Here is a 13,726-nt window from a genome sequence, read left to right as displayed (position 1 = left end):
CAGGACGGCGTACCCGGGTTCATCGCGGGCGCAGCCGCACCACTTCGCACCAACCTCCGGGAGTACTCGTGACCGCACTGGCCCGCCTCAGCCTGAAGAACCGTGCGCTGGTGGCGCTGGCCACGGTGTTGACGATCATCGTGGGGTTGTTCTCCACCACCTCCCTCAAGCAGGAGCTGCTCCCCTCCCTGGAGTTCCCGCTCGTCGTCGCCGTCACCCCCGTCGTGGGAGCGGACTCGCAGGTGGTCGAGTCGCAGGTGACCGAGCCGATGGAGCGCGCCGCCGAGCAGCTCGACGGCGTGGAGAGGGTCCAGTCCACGAGCTCCAACGGGCTCTCGGTCGTGCAGGTGACGCTCGACTACGGCACCTCGCTGGACGACGCCAAGGCCGCCCTGCAGTCCGAGGTCACCGGCCTGGACCTGCCCGAGGGTGCCGAGCCGCAGGTGATCGTCGGCGCCTTCGACGCGTTCCCCATCATGCAGGTCTCCGCCACCGGAGGCGAGGACACCGAGGCGCTGGTGGAGCGGCTCGAGAGCACGGTCGTCCCGGCCCTGGAGAAGGTCGAGGGGGTCCGCGAGGTCCAGCTCACCGGGGTACGGGACGAGCGCGTCGAGATCTCGCTGGACCAGCGGGCCGCAGCGGCCGCCGGAGTCACCCCCCAGACCATCGCCACCGCGCTGCAGTCCAACGGCGTGGTCGTTCCCGGCGGCTCGCTCACCGACGGTGACCAGTCCCTCGCGGTCCAGGTGGGCGCCTCCTTCTCCGACATCGAGGAACTGCGGGCCATGCCGCTGGCCGCACAGCCCGCCTCCGGTGGCGAGGGCGCACAGGACCCGCCCGCCATCCCCACCCTCGGTGACGTCGCCGAGGTCGAGCTCACCGAGCCGCCCGCCACGGGCTACACCCGCACCGACGGCGAGGCAGCCGTCACCCTGGGCATCGTCAAGACCCCCGACGGCAACACCGTGGGCATCTCCCACGCCGTCTCCGACGAGCTCGAGTCCCTGGCACCGGAGCTGGGGGACGACGGCCGCCTCACGGTCGTCTTCGATCAGGCGCCGTTCGTCGAGCAGTCCATCCACGACCTCACCGTCGAGGGGCTGCTGGGGCTCACGTTCGCCATCCTCGTGGTGCTGATCTTCCTGCTGTCCATCCGCCTGACGTTGGTGACGGCCGTCTCGATCCCGCTGTCGCTGCTGGTGGCCATGATCGGCCTGCAGGTCGCCGGGTACTCGCTGAACATCCTCACCCTAGGGGCCCTGACCATCGCGGTGGGGCGCGTGGTGGACGACTCGATCGTGGTCATCGAGAACATCAAGCGGCACGTCGACGGCGGAGAGGCCAAGGCGCAGGCCATCCCCCGCGCCGTCGCCGAGGTCGCCGGCGCCGTGACCTCCTCCACCCTGGCCACGGCGGCAGTCTTCCTGCCCCTGGGCCTGGTCGGGGGCCAGGTCGGCGAGCTGTTCCGCCCGTTCGCGCTCACCGTGGTGCTCGCACTGCTCGCGTCGCTGCTGGTGGCCCTGACGATCATCCCGGTGCTGGGTTACTGGTTCCTGGGTGGCCCCGCGCGCAGCGGCCGGTCGGAGCAGGAGCGCGAGCAGGCCCTCCACACGGACGAGCCGGACTGGCTGCAGCGCGGCTACCTGCCCGTCCTGCGCACCGTCATCGCCCGCCCGCTGCTGACCTGCCTGGCGGGACTACTGGTGTTCGCCGGCACCCTCGGCATGGCCGGATTCGTGAAGACCGACTTCCTCGGGTCCGCCGGGGACACCCAGGTGACCATCACCCAGGAGCTCCCGGCCGGGACCGCCCTGAAGGTGACCGACGCGGCGGCCCAGGAGGTCGAGGAGACGCTCGCCGGCATCGACGGCATCGAGACCGTCACGGCCACCATCGGTGACACCGGCGACGGGGCTGCGGCCTTCCTCGGGGGCGGCGCGAGCTCCGCGCAGTTCTTCGTCTCCATGGACGAGGACGCCGACTCCGAGGCGGTGCGCACCCGCATCGAGGAGGCGCTGGCCGACGCCGAGGGGACCGTCCGCGTGGCCGGCGCCTCGGAGGACCCGACCATGGGCCAGACCCGCATCGTCGTCCGGTCCTCCGACCAGGCGAGCCTCGAGGAGGGCGCCCGCGCCGTCGAGCAGGCGGTCGAGGGGGTGCAGGGCGCCGAGGAGGTCACCAACAACGTGGCCGACACGCTGCCGGCGGTCCAGGTAGCCGTGGACCGGCAGAAGGCCCTGGCCGCCGGACTGCCCGAGGCCCAGGTGGGCCAGCTCGTGAGTGGTTCGCTCAACGGCGCGCCGATCGGGGAGGTGACCCTCGGCAGCGAGTCCCGCCAGGTGGTGGTGCAGCAGGGCGAGAAGCCCGCCTCGGTCGCCGAGCTGCGCCAGCTACCGGTCGGCGCCGGGCCGCAGGGCCCGGTCACGCTGGGTGACATCGCCCAGGTGGAGCAGGTCGACTCCCCGGTGAGCATCACGCGCACCGACGGCGAGCGCTCGGCGACGATCACCACGGTGAACGGCACGGACAACCTGGGCACCTTCACCCAGGAGCTCACGTCGGCCGTCGACGGGGTCGACCTGCCCGAGGGCGTCGAGGTCTCCGTCGGCGGCGAGAGCGAGGACCAGGCGGAGGCCTTCGCGCAGCTGGGCCTGGCCATGCTGGCGGCCGTTGGGATCGTCTACCTGATCATGGTGGCGGCCTTCCGGTCGATCGTGCAGCCGCTGATCCTGCTGGTCTCCATCCCCTTCGCCGCCACCGGCGCCATCGCCCTGCTGATCATCACCCAGATCCCGCTGGGTGTGGCCGGCATGATCGGTGGGTTGATGCTGGTCGGCATCGTCGTGACGAACGCGATCGTCCTGATCGACTTGGTGAACCAATACCGCGAGCGCGGCATGTCGGTCGAGCGGGCCGTCGTCGAGGGTGGTCGGCACCGTCTGCGCCCGATCCTCATGACCGCGCTGGCGACGATCTGCGCCCTGCTGCCGATGGCGTTCGCGCTCACCGGTGGCGGTGCCTTCATCAGCCAGCCGCTGGCCATCGTCGTGATCGGTGGCCTGGTGAGCAGCACCCTGCTGACGCTCCTGCTGGTGCCGGCGCTCTACGTCATCGTGGAGCGGCTGGCCGCGCGGTTCACCCGCGGCGGCCGCGACCGAGCACGGGACGAGGCGGGCGACGGTTCAGCCACCGCCCCGGCCACTGCGCGCCGCGGTGGCGCCACCTCGATGACCGGGTGGCGCCCCACCGGCGCCTGAGCTCAGCCGCAGGTGGCCCCGGCCTGCCGGTCCCCCACCGGGACCGGCAGGGTGCCGAGGGGCTCCACCTCACCCACGAGCGACTGCGCGACGGCCGCGAGGTGGGCCGGCGTGTCCCCGAAGGCCGCCAGCTCGATGGGCGCCTCGACCCCCTCGAGGCCGTAGGGCACGTCCAGCGCGACGGCCACGTCGGCGGAGTCGCCCCCCTCCCGCGGGCCCGATGCGGTGTCCTGCGGCATCTGCCCGTCCTCCACCTGGCCCGCGGCGTAGTCGCCCCCCTCGACGAGGCGCACAGTGGTCTCGCCCTGCCCGGACACCCGCAGGCCAACGGTGCGCAGGGCCCTGCCGAGGGCGGCGCGGTGCTCGTCGGTGCCACCGACCACCCGGACGGTGTCGCCAGAGGACAGCACCGCGGGGTCGCAGGTCTCCCCGAGCGAGGTGAGCGATGCGGCAGCCAGGCGCTCGGCCAGCGGCTGGCCCTCGCCCGCCGCGGGGAGGCCCCGGGCGGGCTCCGCGCCGGTCTGCAGGCTCGCGGCCACCACGTGGCTCGCGGCGTCGCGCAGGCGCTCCTCGTCCAGGGTGCCGTCGGCCACGGCCTGCACGATGGCCGCGCGCGCCGCCCGCGGGTCCGGCGGCATGAGCAGCAGGTCCGAGCCGGCGGCCAGTGCCGCGACGGAACGGTCCTGCCCCGTGGACTCCTCCGCGGCGTCCAACGCGCCCATGTTGAGCGCGTCGGTCACCACCAGGACGTCCGGCCCGGCCGTGTCGCGCAGGAGGCCCGTGGTGCGGGTGCTCAGGGTGGCCGGCAGGTCGTCCAGGGCGGTCACCTCGATGTGCCCGACCATCACCGGCACGTCCTGCTGCGCCAGGGCGGAGAACGGCACGAGGTCGTGGGCGGCGAGCTCGTCGGCGGTGGCGTCGGTGGCGGGCAGGCCCACGTGGCTGTCGGTGGTCAGTCCACCGTGGCCAGGGAAGTGCTTGGCCACCGGCACGATGCCCGCGTCGCGGTAGCCCTCCGCGAGCGCGAGTGCCACCTCGGCCACCCGTTCGGGGTCGGACCCCGGTGAACGGACCCCGATGGTGGGGTCCTGGGGGCCGACGGTCACGTCCGCGTCGGGGGCGAACACCATCGTGAAGCCCAGCGCGCGCAGCTGCTCGCCGCTGTGGCGGGCCACCTCGCGCGAGAGGTCTGCGTCGGCCGCGGCCCCGTGGGCCATGCCGGCGGGGAACTGCGTGACCGGCTCCCCCAGGCGCTGCACCGGCCCGCCCTCCTGGTCCACGCCGATGACGGCGGGCCAGTCGCGCCCGGACCTCGCCTGGGCCTCCTGGACGGCCACGTTGACCGCGGCGAGCTGCGTGACCTCCTGCGGCACGTTCGCCGCGAACGCGATCACTCCCCCGAAGCCGTCGGCCACGAACTGCGAGGCCCCGGCGGCCCCCGTGCCCTCGTAGCCGGCGACGATCACCTGCCCGGCCAGCTTCTCGACGGGGAGGTCGGCCACCAGGTCCTCGGCCTCGCGGACGGCGTCGGCCCAGGAGAGCGTGTCCCCCGCGCCGGGGGCGGTGGGCCCGGAGGGGGACGACGGGGCCGACGAGGGGGCCTGCGACGACGACGGGGTCGACGAAGGCCCGGGGGTCGCCGACGCCGACGACGAGGACGCCCCGGACGAGGGCGCTGACGACGGTGTCCCGGACTCGGTCGACGGCGGCTGCGTGCTCGAGGGGCCACTCGACGACGCCGAGGTCGACGGGTCAGGCGCCCCCGGCGGGTCCGGGGTTCCCGCGCCCCCGCTGCACCCGGCCACGAGGCCGGCGCACAGCACGATCGCCACCACACTGCTGTGCCGGCTCACACCTGCACCTCGGTGACCGGCTGGGACGAGCTCGCGGGCAGGTCCAGCCCGGAGGGCGTGCGCCCCCGCATCACCATCTGGGAGCCCAGGGCGGCCACCATCGCGCCGTTGTCGGTGCACAGCCCGGGCCGCGGCACCCGCAGCCGGATGCCGGCGGCCTCGCACCGCTCGGCGGCCAGGGCCCGCAGCCGCGAGTTCGCCGCGACCCCGCCACCCAGCATCAGGTCCTCCACGCCCTCGGCACGGCAGGCGGCCACCGCCTTGCGCGTGAGCACGTCGACCACGGCCTCCTGGAAGCTGGCGGCCACGTCCGCCACCGGCACGGCCACCCCATCGCGCTCCTGGGTCTCCACCCAGCGCGCCACCGCGGTCTTCAGGCCGCTGAAGCTGAAATCGAACTCGTGCCGTTCCAGGTCCCGCCGGGAGGTCAGACCGCGCGGGAAGTCGATGGCGATGCGGTTGCCCTCGCGCGCGGCCCGGTCGATGTGCGGCCCACCGGGGAAGGGCAGTCCCAGCACCCGGGCGACCTTGTCGAAGGCCTCACCGGCGGCATCGTCGATGGTCTGCCCCATCGGACGGACGTCGTGGGTGATGTCCGGGACCATCAGCAGCGAGGAGTGCCCGCCGGAGACCAGCAGCGACATCATCGGCTCGGGCAGGGGCCCGTGCTCCACGACGTCGACGGCCACGTGGGCCGAGAGGTGGTTGACCCCGTAGATGGGCTTGCCCAGGCCCACCGCGAGCGCCTTCGCGCTGGCCGCGCCGACCAGCAGGGCGCCGGCCAGACCGGGCCCGGCCGTGACGGCCACGGCGTCGATGTCGCGCAGCTGCACCCCCGCATCGAGACAGGCCTGCTCGATGGTGGGGACCATCGCCTCGAGGTGGGCTCGACTGGCAACCTCCGGCACGACGCCCCCGAAGGCCGCGTGCTCGTCCATGCTGCTGGCCACGGCATCGGCCAGCAACGTCGTGCCACGCACGATGCCCACGCCGGTCTCGTCGCAGCTGGTCTCGATGCCCAGCACCAGCGGTTCGTCAGGTCGGCTCATCGGGCGGACACCTCCGGGGTGGCGGGTTCGGTCGGTCGGGCAGGGTCCAGGAGCCTGCGCAGCACCACGGCGTCCACCGGTCCGGATGGGCCCCGGTAGTACCCCCGGCGGGTCGACAGGGACTCGAACCCGGTGCGCGCGTAGAGCCGCAGGGCGGGCTCGTTGTCGGCCCGCACCTCCAGCAGCAGGGCCTCGGCGCCCCGCTGGGCGGCGCTTAGCACCAGGTGGTCCATCAACCGGCGGCCCAGCCCGGTCCCGCGGGCGGCCGGGTGGACGGTGATGGTCATGACGTCGGCCACGGAGCCACCGTGGTCCAGCCCGGCGTAGCCGAGCACGTGCCGCTGGCCGGGCACCTCGCCGCTGGGGTGGGCGGAGTCCACGGCCACCACGTACTCGCGGCGTGGGGCGCCCAGCTCCCCCCACCAGGCCGCCTCGGTCCACGCGTCGTGGGGGTACGCCTCGGCCTCGAGCTGCACGAGCTGGGGCAGGTCGCGCCAGTGGGCGGGTGCGAGCAGCACCGTCACAGCAGCACCCGCTTGCGCTGGCCGGGGGTCTGCGAGTCCGGACGGCGCAGGTAGAGCGGCTCGGTGGTGGTGAGGACCTCCGGGTGGTCGGCTGCGAGCCGGGCGAGCGCGCCGGCATCGACCTCGGTCGGGTGGTCCGGCACCGGGCCGGTGAAGGCCTCGGGGTAGAGGCCGGCCCCGGCGCCCACGACCGGCAGCTCGCGCACGTCCGCGGGGAGGTCGGCGGCCGGCCCCACCTCCGGCCCCCGCGACCGCTGCACACCCCGGGGGTAGACGGCCCAGTAGACCTCCTTGCGGCGGGCGTCCGTGGCCACCAGCAGGGGCCGGCTTGCGGGCACGGCGCCACTCTCGCGGGCGGCCGCAGCCAGCGCGTCGAGGCTGCAGACCCCGTGGAGCCGCGCCCCGGAGGTCAGCGCGAGCACCCGGCCGGTCACGATGCCCACGCGCAGCCCGGTGAAGGGGCCGGGGCCCGTGCCGACGACGATGTCGGTGAGCTCGCCCGCACCGACGCCCGCCCGGGCCAGGGCGCGGTCGACGGCCGGCGCCAGGTGCTCCCCGGCACCGCGAGCATCGACGACGGTCTCCACGGCGAGCACCTCCCCGGGGGTGCCGGGTGCGCCGGAGTGCACCGCGGCGGTGACGGCGGCGGTGGAGGTGTCCAGGGCGAGGAGCATGGGGCTCAGGGTAGTTCGCGGCGCAACAGGTTCGACAGGGCGGACAGCCGCTCGGCCGCTGGCTCCCACTCCCCCACGGCCGCCACCTCGATCTCACGGGTGGCCTGGTCGGCCTCCTGCGCGTCGTGCCCGGTGGCCCGGCGCACGGTGACCTCGAGCCACCGGTCGGTCAGCTGCTCCACCAGGCCCGCGCCCCACTCGGCGACGAGCACCGCATCGGCCAGGTCGGTCTCGAGGTCGATGTCGTCGACCTCCGCCCGGCTGCCCAGGCGGTAGGCGTCGACGTGCACCAGGGCAGGCCCGCCGGTCGTGGAGGGGTGCACGCGGGAGATGACGAAGGTGGGCGAGGTCACCTCGCCACGCACCCCCAGCCCCTCCCCGAGGCCGCGGGTGAGGGTGGTCTTGCCCGCTCCGAGCTCACCGGTCAGCACCAGCACGTCCCCGGCACGCACCCACTCCCCCAGGCGCCGGCCGAGCTCGCCGGTGGCCCCGGCGGTGGCGGCGGTGACCGTGGTCACCGGAGCTCCTCGATGAGGTCGAGCACGGCCACGGCGACCTCGTGGGGCCGCTCCACCATCGCCAGGTGGCCGGCCCCCTCGATCACCTGCAGCCGGGCGCCGTGGTGCAGGTCCGCGATCTCGACGGAGTGGCTGTGGGGCGTCATGCGGTCATCATCGCCGATGAGGACCAGCCCCGGCCGGTCCAGACCGGCCAGCACCTCCCGCGCGTCGTGGGCCAGGATCGAGGTGAGCAGCTGCGAGAGCACGCGGTAGGGCACTCGGTGGTGCATCGCCGCCACCTGACGCAGGACCGCCCGGGAGGGACGGCCGGCGAAGTTGCTCCGTGCCAGGTGGGCCAGCTCCACCTCCAGCGCGGCGGCGCGGGGCCGGGGCCGCCGCTGGTCGTCGCCGCGCGCGGCACGGGACATCACCCGGGGGCCCAGGCGGCTGACCAGGGGGCCGACCAGGGCCGCGGTGCGCAGCGGCATGCCGAAGGGCGAGGAGGCCATGCCCCCCGGGGAGGTCGCCAGCCAGACCAGCCCGTCCACCCGGGCGGCCAGCCCGGGGTGGCGCTCGAGCAGCTGCATGGTGACCATGCCCCCCATCGAGTGACCGAGGAGCACCAGCCGGTGGTCGGCGGGGAGGTCGAGCTCCTCCACCACCTGGGCGAGATCGTCGGCCAGGGTGGGCAGGTCCAGCTCGCCGGCCCCGGCCCGGGACCAGCCGTGGCCGGCGAGGTCCGGCCGCACCACGTGCACGCCCGCGGCCGCGAGCTCCCGCGCGACCGGCCCGAAGATGCCCGAGGAGAGCACGTACCCGTGGGTCAGGACGACCGTGGCCCGCGCCTGCTCCGGCGGTGGCCCCTGCACCAGGGTGTGGAGCTCGCGGTCCTGGCGGGTGGTCCACCGGTGCCGCATCACTCCTGCCCCACCACCTCGCGCGGCACCCGGGGGCCCACGCGAGTCACGATCTCGTAGCTGATGGTGTCCATCGCCGTGGCCCAGTCCTGCGCGGTGGGACCCCCGTCGGCGCCGTCACCGAAGAGCACCACCTCGTCGCCGGCCTCCGCCGGGGGACGGTCACCCTCCACCGGGCCGAGGTCGACGACGAACTGGTCCATGCAGACCCGCCCGGCGAAGGGGGCGTCCACGGCGCCCCCGGAACCCGTCACGCGCACCCGGCCCCGGCCGGACAGACCGCGGGGCACGCCGTCGCCGTACCCCAGGGGCACCACCCCCAGCCAGCGCTCGGTGGGGGTGACGTGCGTGTGGGAGTAGCTGACCCCCGTGCCCGCCGGCACCCGGCGCACCGCGGACAGTCGGGCGACGAGCGTCATCGCCGGACGGACGCCCAGGTCCTGGCTGGTGCGCAGGTCGGGGATCGGGGAGAGGCCGTAGGACACCAGCCCGGGGCGCACCAGGTCGTAGGCCAGGTCGGGACGGGTGAGGGTGGCGGCCGAGTTGGCCAGGTGGCGCCACCGGGGGTCGAGGCCAGCACGCACCGCGGCGGCCAATCCGCGCTCGAAGGCATCCCGCTGGTGGTCGGTGGCCGGGTGACCGGGGTCGTCCGCGCACGCCAGGTGCGAGAACACACCCTGGACGGTCAGGGAGCCCTCCCGTTCGGCCTGCCGGGCGCGGGCGAACAGGTCCGGCCAGTCCGACGGCGCCAGGCCCCCGCGGCTCATCCCGGTGTCCAGCTCCAGGTGCACCCGGACCGGGCGCCCGGCGCGCCGGGCAGCGTCCCGGACGGCATCCAGCGCCCACGGCGCGGAGACCCCGAGGGTGATGTCGTGGGCGACCGCCTCGTCCAGGTCGGCCTGCGGGGTGAGCAGCCAGGCGAGGACCTCGGAGGCGATGCCGGCGCGCCGCAGGGCAACTGCCTCCGTCGGCTGGGCCACGCCGATGAGGGTCGCGCCCCCGGCCAGCGCGGCGCGCGCGGCGGCCAGGGCCCCGTGCCCGTAGCCCCCGGCCTTCACCACCCCCATCACGTCGGCTCCCCCGGCCCACTGCACGCACCGCCGGAGGTTGTCCCGGATCGCCGTGGCGTCCACGATCGCGCGGTACGCCGGCCCGGCGGAGTGTTCTCGACCCATCGGGCCATCCTGACACCCGTTGTCCACTTCCCGGTGCGCGCCCGGGCTCGCATACGATGGCGCCCGAACACACCATCTGGGGAGGTCCGGGCCGTTGCCGTTGTCACATCTGCGCGACTCCACGCTCACGGCGTGGAGGGACGGCCGGGTCCGCTGGGGTGTCCTGGGGGCACTGCTCATGGCCCTCGGAGCGCACACGCCGCTGTTCCTGCCGCGGATCAACCCCGTCGAGGACGTGCCCTGGCTGCGGTGGCTGCTCTCCCCGGAGGGGACGGTCCTGGCCACGGTCCTGCTGCTGGCCGGCACGATCGCGCTGACGACCGCCTGGCTGCGGATCCGGCCCCGCTCGGACCGTGAGACCCCGCCGATGCGGGCGACCATCCTGTTGTGGTCGGTGCCGCTGCTCCTGGCGCCTCCGCTGTACAGCCACGACGCGTACTCCTACGCGGCCGTGGGCTGGATGCACGAGAACAACCTGAACCCCTACGAGCTGGGGCCGGGTGCGGTCAGCGGCTACTTCCGCCAACAGGTGGACCCCTTCTGGTTGCTGACCCCCACGCCCTACGGTCCCCTCGCCCTGGAGATCCAGCGGTGGATCGTGGTGCTGGTGGGTGACCACCCGTATCTCGCGGCCGTCGCGATGCGCCTGATGGCCATGGCCGGCGTGGTGATGCTGCTGTGGGCCATCCCCCGCCTCGCCCGCTGGGTGGGGGTCCGCGGGGACCTGGCGCTCTGGTGGGGCGTGGCGAACCCGTTGACGATCATGCACTTCGTCGGGGGTGCCCACAACGACGCGCTCATGGTGGGCCTGCTCGCGGTCGCGCTGTGGGTCTGCACCCGGGGCGGGCCCTGGCAGTCGCTGGTGATCGGGTCGGTGCTGGTCGCGGCGGCCGCGGCGGTCAAGCAGCCGGCCGCCGTCGGGCTGCTGGGAACGACCGCCCTGTGCACCGCACGGCTCCACCCGGAGGTGCTGAGCGCCCACCGCGCCAGCCTGCTGCCCACCAGCGGCGAGCCGTGGCTCTCCCAGGCCTGGCCGGACATCAAGAAGCTGCTGCTGCCCAGCATCGTGGCCGCCCTCGTGTTCGCCGCCTCGTTCGCCCTGATCACCTGGGCCACGGGCCTGGGCTACGGCTGGCTCCCGGCCCTGTCCGTGCCGGGCATGGCGGCCGGGCTGTCCCCCATCAGCCTCCTGGGCGGGCTGCTCGCCTCCGCCCTGGCCGGCATCGGGCTCGGGGAGGCAGCCCCGGTCGTCAAGGGCACCCTGAAGTACGCAGGCATGGCCGTGACTGCCGGCTTGGTGCTGCTGGCCTCGCTGCGCGTGCTGCGGATCGGCGGCATCGCCTTCACCGCGTGGACGCTGCTGATCGTCGCGCTGCTGGGCCAGACGGTGCACCCGTGGTACATCCTGTGGGGCCTGCCCCTGTTGCCCCTGGCGGGCATGCGCCCCGAGGTGGAGCGGGCCGCGCTGTGGCTCACGTACGCCGTGGTGGCCTACAGCCTGTTCGACACCGGCACCCGGTCCGGACAGGTCGTCATCGGGCTGGCCTGCGTGGTCGTGCTGTTCTTCATCTTCCGCGACCGTCCCGTTCCCGAGGGCCGGCGGCCGTCGGGGCACCGGTTGCGCCTGCCGGAGGACCACGCCGACCACTGACCGCTCACCGAGCGGAGCGCTGGTCAGGAGCTGACCGCCCACCTGCCGGGGAACTAGGTCAGCACCTGACCACGCTTCTCTCAGGACAAACGGAGTGCCGCCAAGGAGGTCACCAGGTGGTCCGGCTGCTGATCCGCATCGCCGCCGGCCGCCAGCAGGTCCTCGACGTCTCGTACGCCGTGCACGCCGGTCGTCACCAGCACGCTGTGGAGACCCGCGCGGTTCGCGCCCGCCACGTCCGTCTCGAGGCGGTCCCCGATGGCCACGGCCTCGTCGGCGCTGCAGCCCAGCCGCTGCAGCGCCATCGCATAGACCGCACCCTCCGGCTTGCCGGCAACCAGCGGCTCCTGCCCCGTGGCTCGGGCGACGGCCGCGACGTAGGCACCGTTCCCCGGTGCCTGACCCCAGGCGGTCGGCAGGGTGAGGTCCCGGTTCGTGGCCACCCAGACGGCACCGGCGGTCACGGCCCGCGCGGCATCGTGCAGACGCTGGTAGGTCATGGACGACGCGTACCCCTGGACGACCGCAGCCGCCTCCAGCGGGTCGCCGGTGGGCACCAGCCCCGCATCGGCCGTGGCGCGGGCGAGCGCCTCCGAGCCGGCGACGAACACGGACGAGCCGGCGGGGACCTGCTCGGCCACCACGTGGGCGCCGGCCATGGCCCCGGTGAGCACCTGGTCCACCCCGACGTCCACGCCGTCCTCGGTGAGCCGTGCGGCCAGCTCCTCCGGGGCACGGGAGGCGTTGTTCGTCACGAACACGACGCCCAGACCTGCCGCCATCCACGCATTGAGCGCCTCCACCGCCTCGGTGAAGACACGCTCCCCCGCGTGCACGACTCCGTCGACGTCGCAGACCACACCGCGGATGCCGGTCAGCGTGGTCACCGAGCTCTCCGTGCTCATCGGTCGTTGGAGCCCGGGCCCTGGTCGCCGCCGACCCGCGGGTCGTGCGGACCCTGGGCGTCGTCCGCCGGCGCCGGCGCGGACTCCTGCGGCTCCTCCGTCGGCACCTCGGACTCCCGGCCGTCAGCGTCCTGCTCACCCTGCCCCGGGGCGACCGTGGCCTCAGCGGGGGCGAAGTCCTCCAGGTCGTAGAACACGCCGTCCTCCTCCGGCGGCACCGGGGGTGCGCCGGTCTCACCCACGGACGCAGCCCGGCCGTACCACTCCTCGGCCTCCGGGCGTCCCAGCGCGGCCAGCGCCTCGGCGTAGGCGAACCAGAGCCGCCCCGCCGCGGGGTCCGTGGGCTTGATGCGCTGGGCGGGGGTCGCCAGCATCGCGACCGACTGGTCCAGCTCTCCCAGATCCCGGTGCGCACCGGAGAGCACGATGGCCATCTCCACCAAGCTCTCCGCGCCCAGACGGGACGCCTCCCGGGACTCCCCGAGCTCCAGCGCCTTCTCCGGCCGGCCCAGACCCCGCTGGCAGTCGGCCATCAGGGGCAGGAGGTGGGAGGTGCCAGCCAAACGCGTTGCAGTGCGCAGCTCCCGGAGGGCGTCTCCCCACTCCTCGCGCGCATAGTGCACGGTGCCCAGAGCCTCTCGCGCCGACGCCACACGGCCCGCACGGCGGGATGCTGTCTCGGCATGTGCGAGGGCAGCATCCAGGTCCTCGTCCAGGAACAGGTAGGCGGCCTCGATGTGGGCGGCCACACCCTTCATGTTCTCCTTCGAGAGGGTCTTGAGCTCGTCCCAGACCACTTGGCCGAGCGCCTGGCCGGTCACGCCATCGGGGATGGCCGGCTCGGGTCGACGCCCCTCCTTCGGTGCCAGTGCGCGGGCACCCCCCGTGAAGGCCTCGGGGCGATCACCCTTTCCTCCACGCGGGCCTCCACCGCGTCCACGGCCGCCCGCGCGGTCGTCACGGCCCCGCCCTGCGGAGCGGTCGTCACGCCCACGGCCACCACTGCGGTCGTCGCGCGCACGTCCACCGCGGTCGTCACGTCCACGGCCCCCCGACCGGTCCTCCCGGCCCCGTCCGCCACCGCGGCGATCGTCGCCATCTCGAAAGGCACGGCCACCCGCGCCGCCACCACGCTCAGGTCGACGTCCCCAGCCACCGTCGGCACCGGACGACTGGCCGGACGAATCCCGCCCATGCCTGTCAGCACCACGGTCGCGGTCG

General features: G+C 74.3%; 13 protein-coding genes. 3 read left to right on the top strand and 10 right to left on the bottom strand.

The genetic code is table 11. The features are described 5' to 3' along the window. Positions 1 to 68: 68 nt before the first annotated feature. Complete coding sequence (locus tag KSED_RS03635) at positions 69 to 3,257, top strand: efflux RND transporter permease subunit (protein WP_012802224.1); 3,189 nt, start codon at positions 69 to 71, stop codon at positions 3,255 to 3,257. A 2-nt stretch (positions 3,258 to 3,259) separates the two neighbouring features. Here the strand turns inward: KSED_RS03635 and KSED_RS03630 are convergent, their stop codons facing one another. After that, a complete protein-coding gene (locus KSED_RS03630) occupies positions 3,260 to 4,759 on the bottom strand; it encodes a glycoside hydrolase family 3 protein (RefSeq protein ID WP_012802223.1) in 1,500 nt (499 codons plus the stop codon). Positions 4,760 to 4,799: 40 nt separating this feature from the next. On the opposite strand from KSED_RS03630, the gene KSED_RS14840 reads away from it, so the two are divergent. Continuing rightward, on the top strand, positions 4,800 to 5,126 hold the full coding sequence (locus KSED_RS14840; protein ID WP_012802222.1) for a hypothetical protein: 327 nt from the start codon (positions 4,800 to 4,802) through the stop codon (positions 5,124 to 5,126). Here the strand turns inward: KSED_RS14840 and tsaD are convergent. Genes tsaD through alr form a run of 6 tightly spaced genes read right to left on the bottom strand, consistent with a single transcriptional unit; the run spans position 5,107 to position 9,949 of the window. Then, on the bottom strand, positions 5,107 to 6,159 hold the full coding sequence (gene tsaD / locus KSED_RS03625; RefSeq protein ID WP_012802221.1) for a tRNA (adenosine(37)-N6)-threonylcarbamoyltransferase complex transferase subunit TsaD: 1,053 nt from the start codon (positions 6,157 to 6,159) through the stop codon (positions 5,107 to 5,109). The genes KSED_RS14840 and tsaD overlap by 20 nt on opposite strands. Continuing rightward, the gene (gene rimI / locus KSED_RS03620) at positions 6,156 to 6,677 is read right to left on the bottom strand and encodes a ribosomal protein S18-alanine N-acetyltransferase (RefSeq protein WP_237699558.1); all 522 of its coding nucleotides are present in this window, start codon (positions 6,675 to 6,677) and stop codon (positions 6,156 to 6,158) included. Before rimI ends, tsaD begins: the two co-directional genes overlap by 4 nt. Before the next feature lie 2 nt (positions 6,678 to 6,679). Further along, positions 6,680 to 7,357, bottom strand: coding sequence for a tRNA (adenosine(37)-N6)-threonylcarbamoyltransferase complex dimerization subunit type 1 TsaB (gene tsaB / locus KSED_RS03615; protein ID WP_012802219.1), 678 nt, complete (start codon positions 7,355 to 7,357; stop codon positions 6,680 to 6,682). Between the two features lie 5 nt (positions 7,358 to 7,362). After that, positions 7,363 to 7,875 (bottom strand): tRNA (adenosine(37)-N6)-threonylcarbamoyltransferase complex ATPase subunit type 1 TsaE, encoded by a 513-nt coding sequence (tsaE, locus tag KSED_RS03610; RefSeq protein ID WP_012802218.1) that lies wholly within the window; start codon positions 7,873 to 7,875, stop codon positions 7,363 to 7,365. After that, complete coding sequence (locus KSED_RS03605; protein ID WP_012802217.1) at positions 7,872 to 8,774, bottom strand: alpha/beta fold hydrolase; 903 nt, start codon at positions 8,772 to 8,774, stop codon at positions 7,872 to 7,874. The genes tsaE and KSED_RS03605 overlap by 4 nt, the downstream gene beginning before the upstream one ends. Further along, positions 8,774 to 9,949 carry an alanine racemase gene (gene alr, locus KSED_RS03600; RefSeq protein ID WP_012802216.1) on the bottom strand — a complete coding sequence of 392 codons (1,176 nt, stop codon included), beginning with the start codon at positions 9,947 to 9,949 and terminating at the stop codon, positions 8,774 to 8,776. The genes KSED_RS03605 and alr overlap by 1 nt, the downstream gene beginning before the upstream one ends. 94 nt (positions 9,950 to 10,043) lie before the next feature. Here alr and mptB point away from each other — a divergent pair, with 94 nt between their 5' ends. Continuing rightward, the gene (mptB, locus tag KSED_RS03595; RefSeq protein ID WP_198479779.1) at positions 10,044 to 11,600 is read left to right on the top strand and encodes a polyprenol phosphomannose-dependent alpha 1,6 mannosyltransferase MptB; all 1,557 of its coding nucleotides are present in this window, start codon (positions 10,044 to 10,046) and stop codon (positions 11,598 to 11,600) included. Positions 11,601 to 11,680: 80 nt separating this feature from the next. Here mptB and KSED_RS03590 read toward each other — a convergent pair whose 3' ends face one another. Genes KSED_RS03590 through KSED_RS14045 form a run of 3 tightly spaced genes read right to left on the bottom strand, consistent with a single transcriptional unit; the run spans position 11,681 to position 13,661 of the window. Further along, on the bottom strand, positions 11,681 to 12,505 hold the full coding sequence (locus KSED_RS03590) for an HAD-IIA family hydrolase (protein WP_012802214.1): 825 nt from the start codon (positions 12,503 to 12,505) through the stop codon (positions 11,681 to 11,683). Next, positions 12,502 to 13,326: a hypothetical protein gene (locus KSED_RS03585; RefSeq protein ID WP_012802213.1), complete on the bottom strand. Its 825-nt coding sequence runs from the start codon at positions 13,324 to 13,326 to the stop codon at positions 12,502 to 12,504. The genes KSED_RS03590 and KSED_RS03585 overlap by 4 nt, the downstream gene beginning before the upstream one ends. Further along, positions 13,323 to 13,661 carry a hypothetical protein gene (locus KSED_RS14045; protein ID WP_115306674.1) on the bottom strand — a complete coding sequence of 113 codons (339 nt, stop codon included), beginning with the start codon at positions 13,659 to 13,661 and terminating at the stop codon, positions 13,323 to 13,325. The genes KSED_RS03585 and KSED_RS14045 overlap by 4 nt, the downstream gene beginning before the upstream one ends. Positions 13,662 to 13,726: the final 65 nt, after the last annotated feature.

This window comes from Kytococcus sedentarius DSM 20547, from assembly GCF_000023925.1.
Classification (GTDB): Bacteria; Actinomycetota; Actinomycetes; order Actinomycetales; family Dermatophilaceae; genus Kytococcus; species Kytococcus sedentarius.
Note: the sequence above shows the minus strand (reverse complement) of the source record. Positions and strands in the feature narration are given on the sequence as shown.

Coding starts and splice junctions, on each gene's coding strand:
- tsaB (WP_012802219.1), bottom strand. CDS start 7,357: ATGCTCCTCGCCCTGGACACCTCCACCGCCGCCGTCACCGCCGCGGTG.
- KSED_RS03605 (WP_012802217.1), bottom strand. CDS start 8,774: ATGCGGCACCGGTGGACCACCCGCCAGGACCGCGAGCTCCACACCCTG.
- alr (WP_012802216.1), bottom strand. CDS start 9,949: ATGGGTCGAGAACACTCCGCCGGGCCGGCGTACCGCGCGATCGTGGAC.
- tsaD (WP_012802221.1), bottom strand. CDS start 6,159: ATGAGCCGACCTGACGAACCGCTGGTGCTGGGCATCGAGACCAGCTGC.
- KSED_RS03590 (WP_012802214.1), bottom strand. CDS start 12,505: ATGAGCACGGAGAGCTCGGTGACCACGCTGACCGGCATCCGCGGTGTG.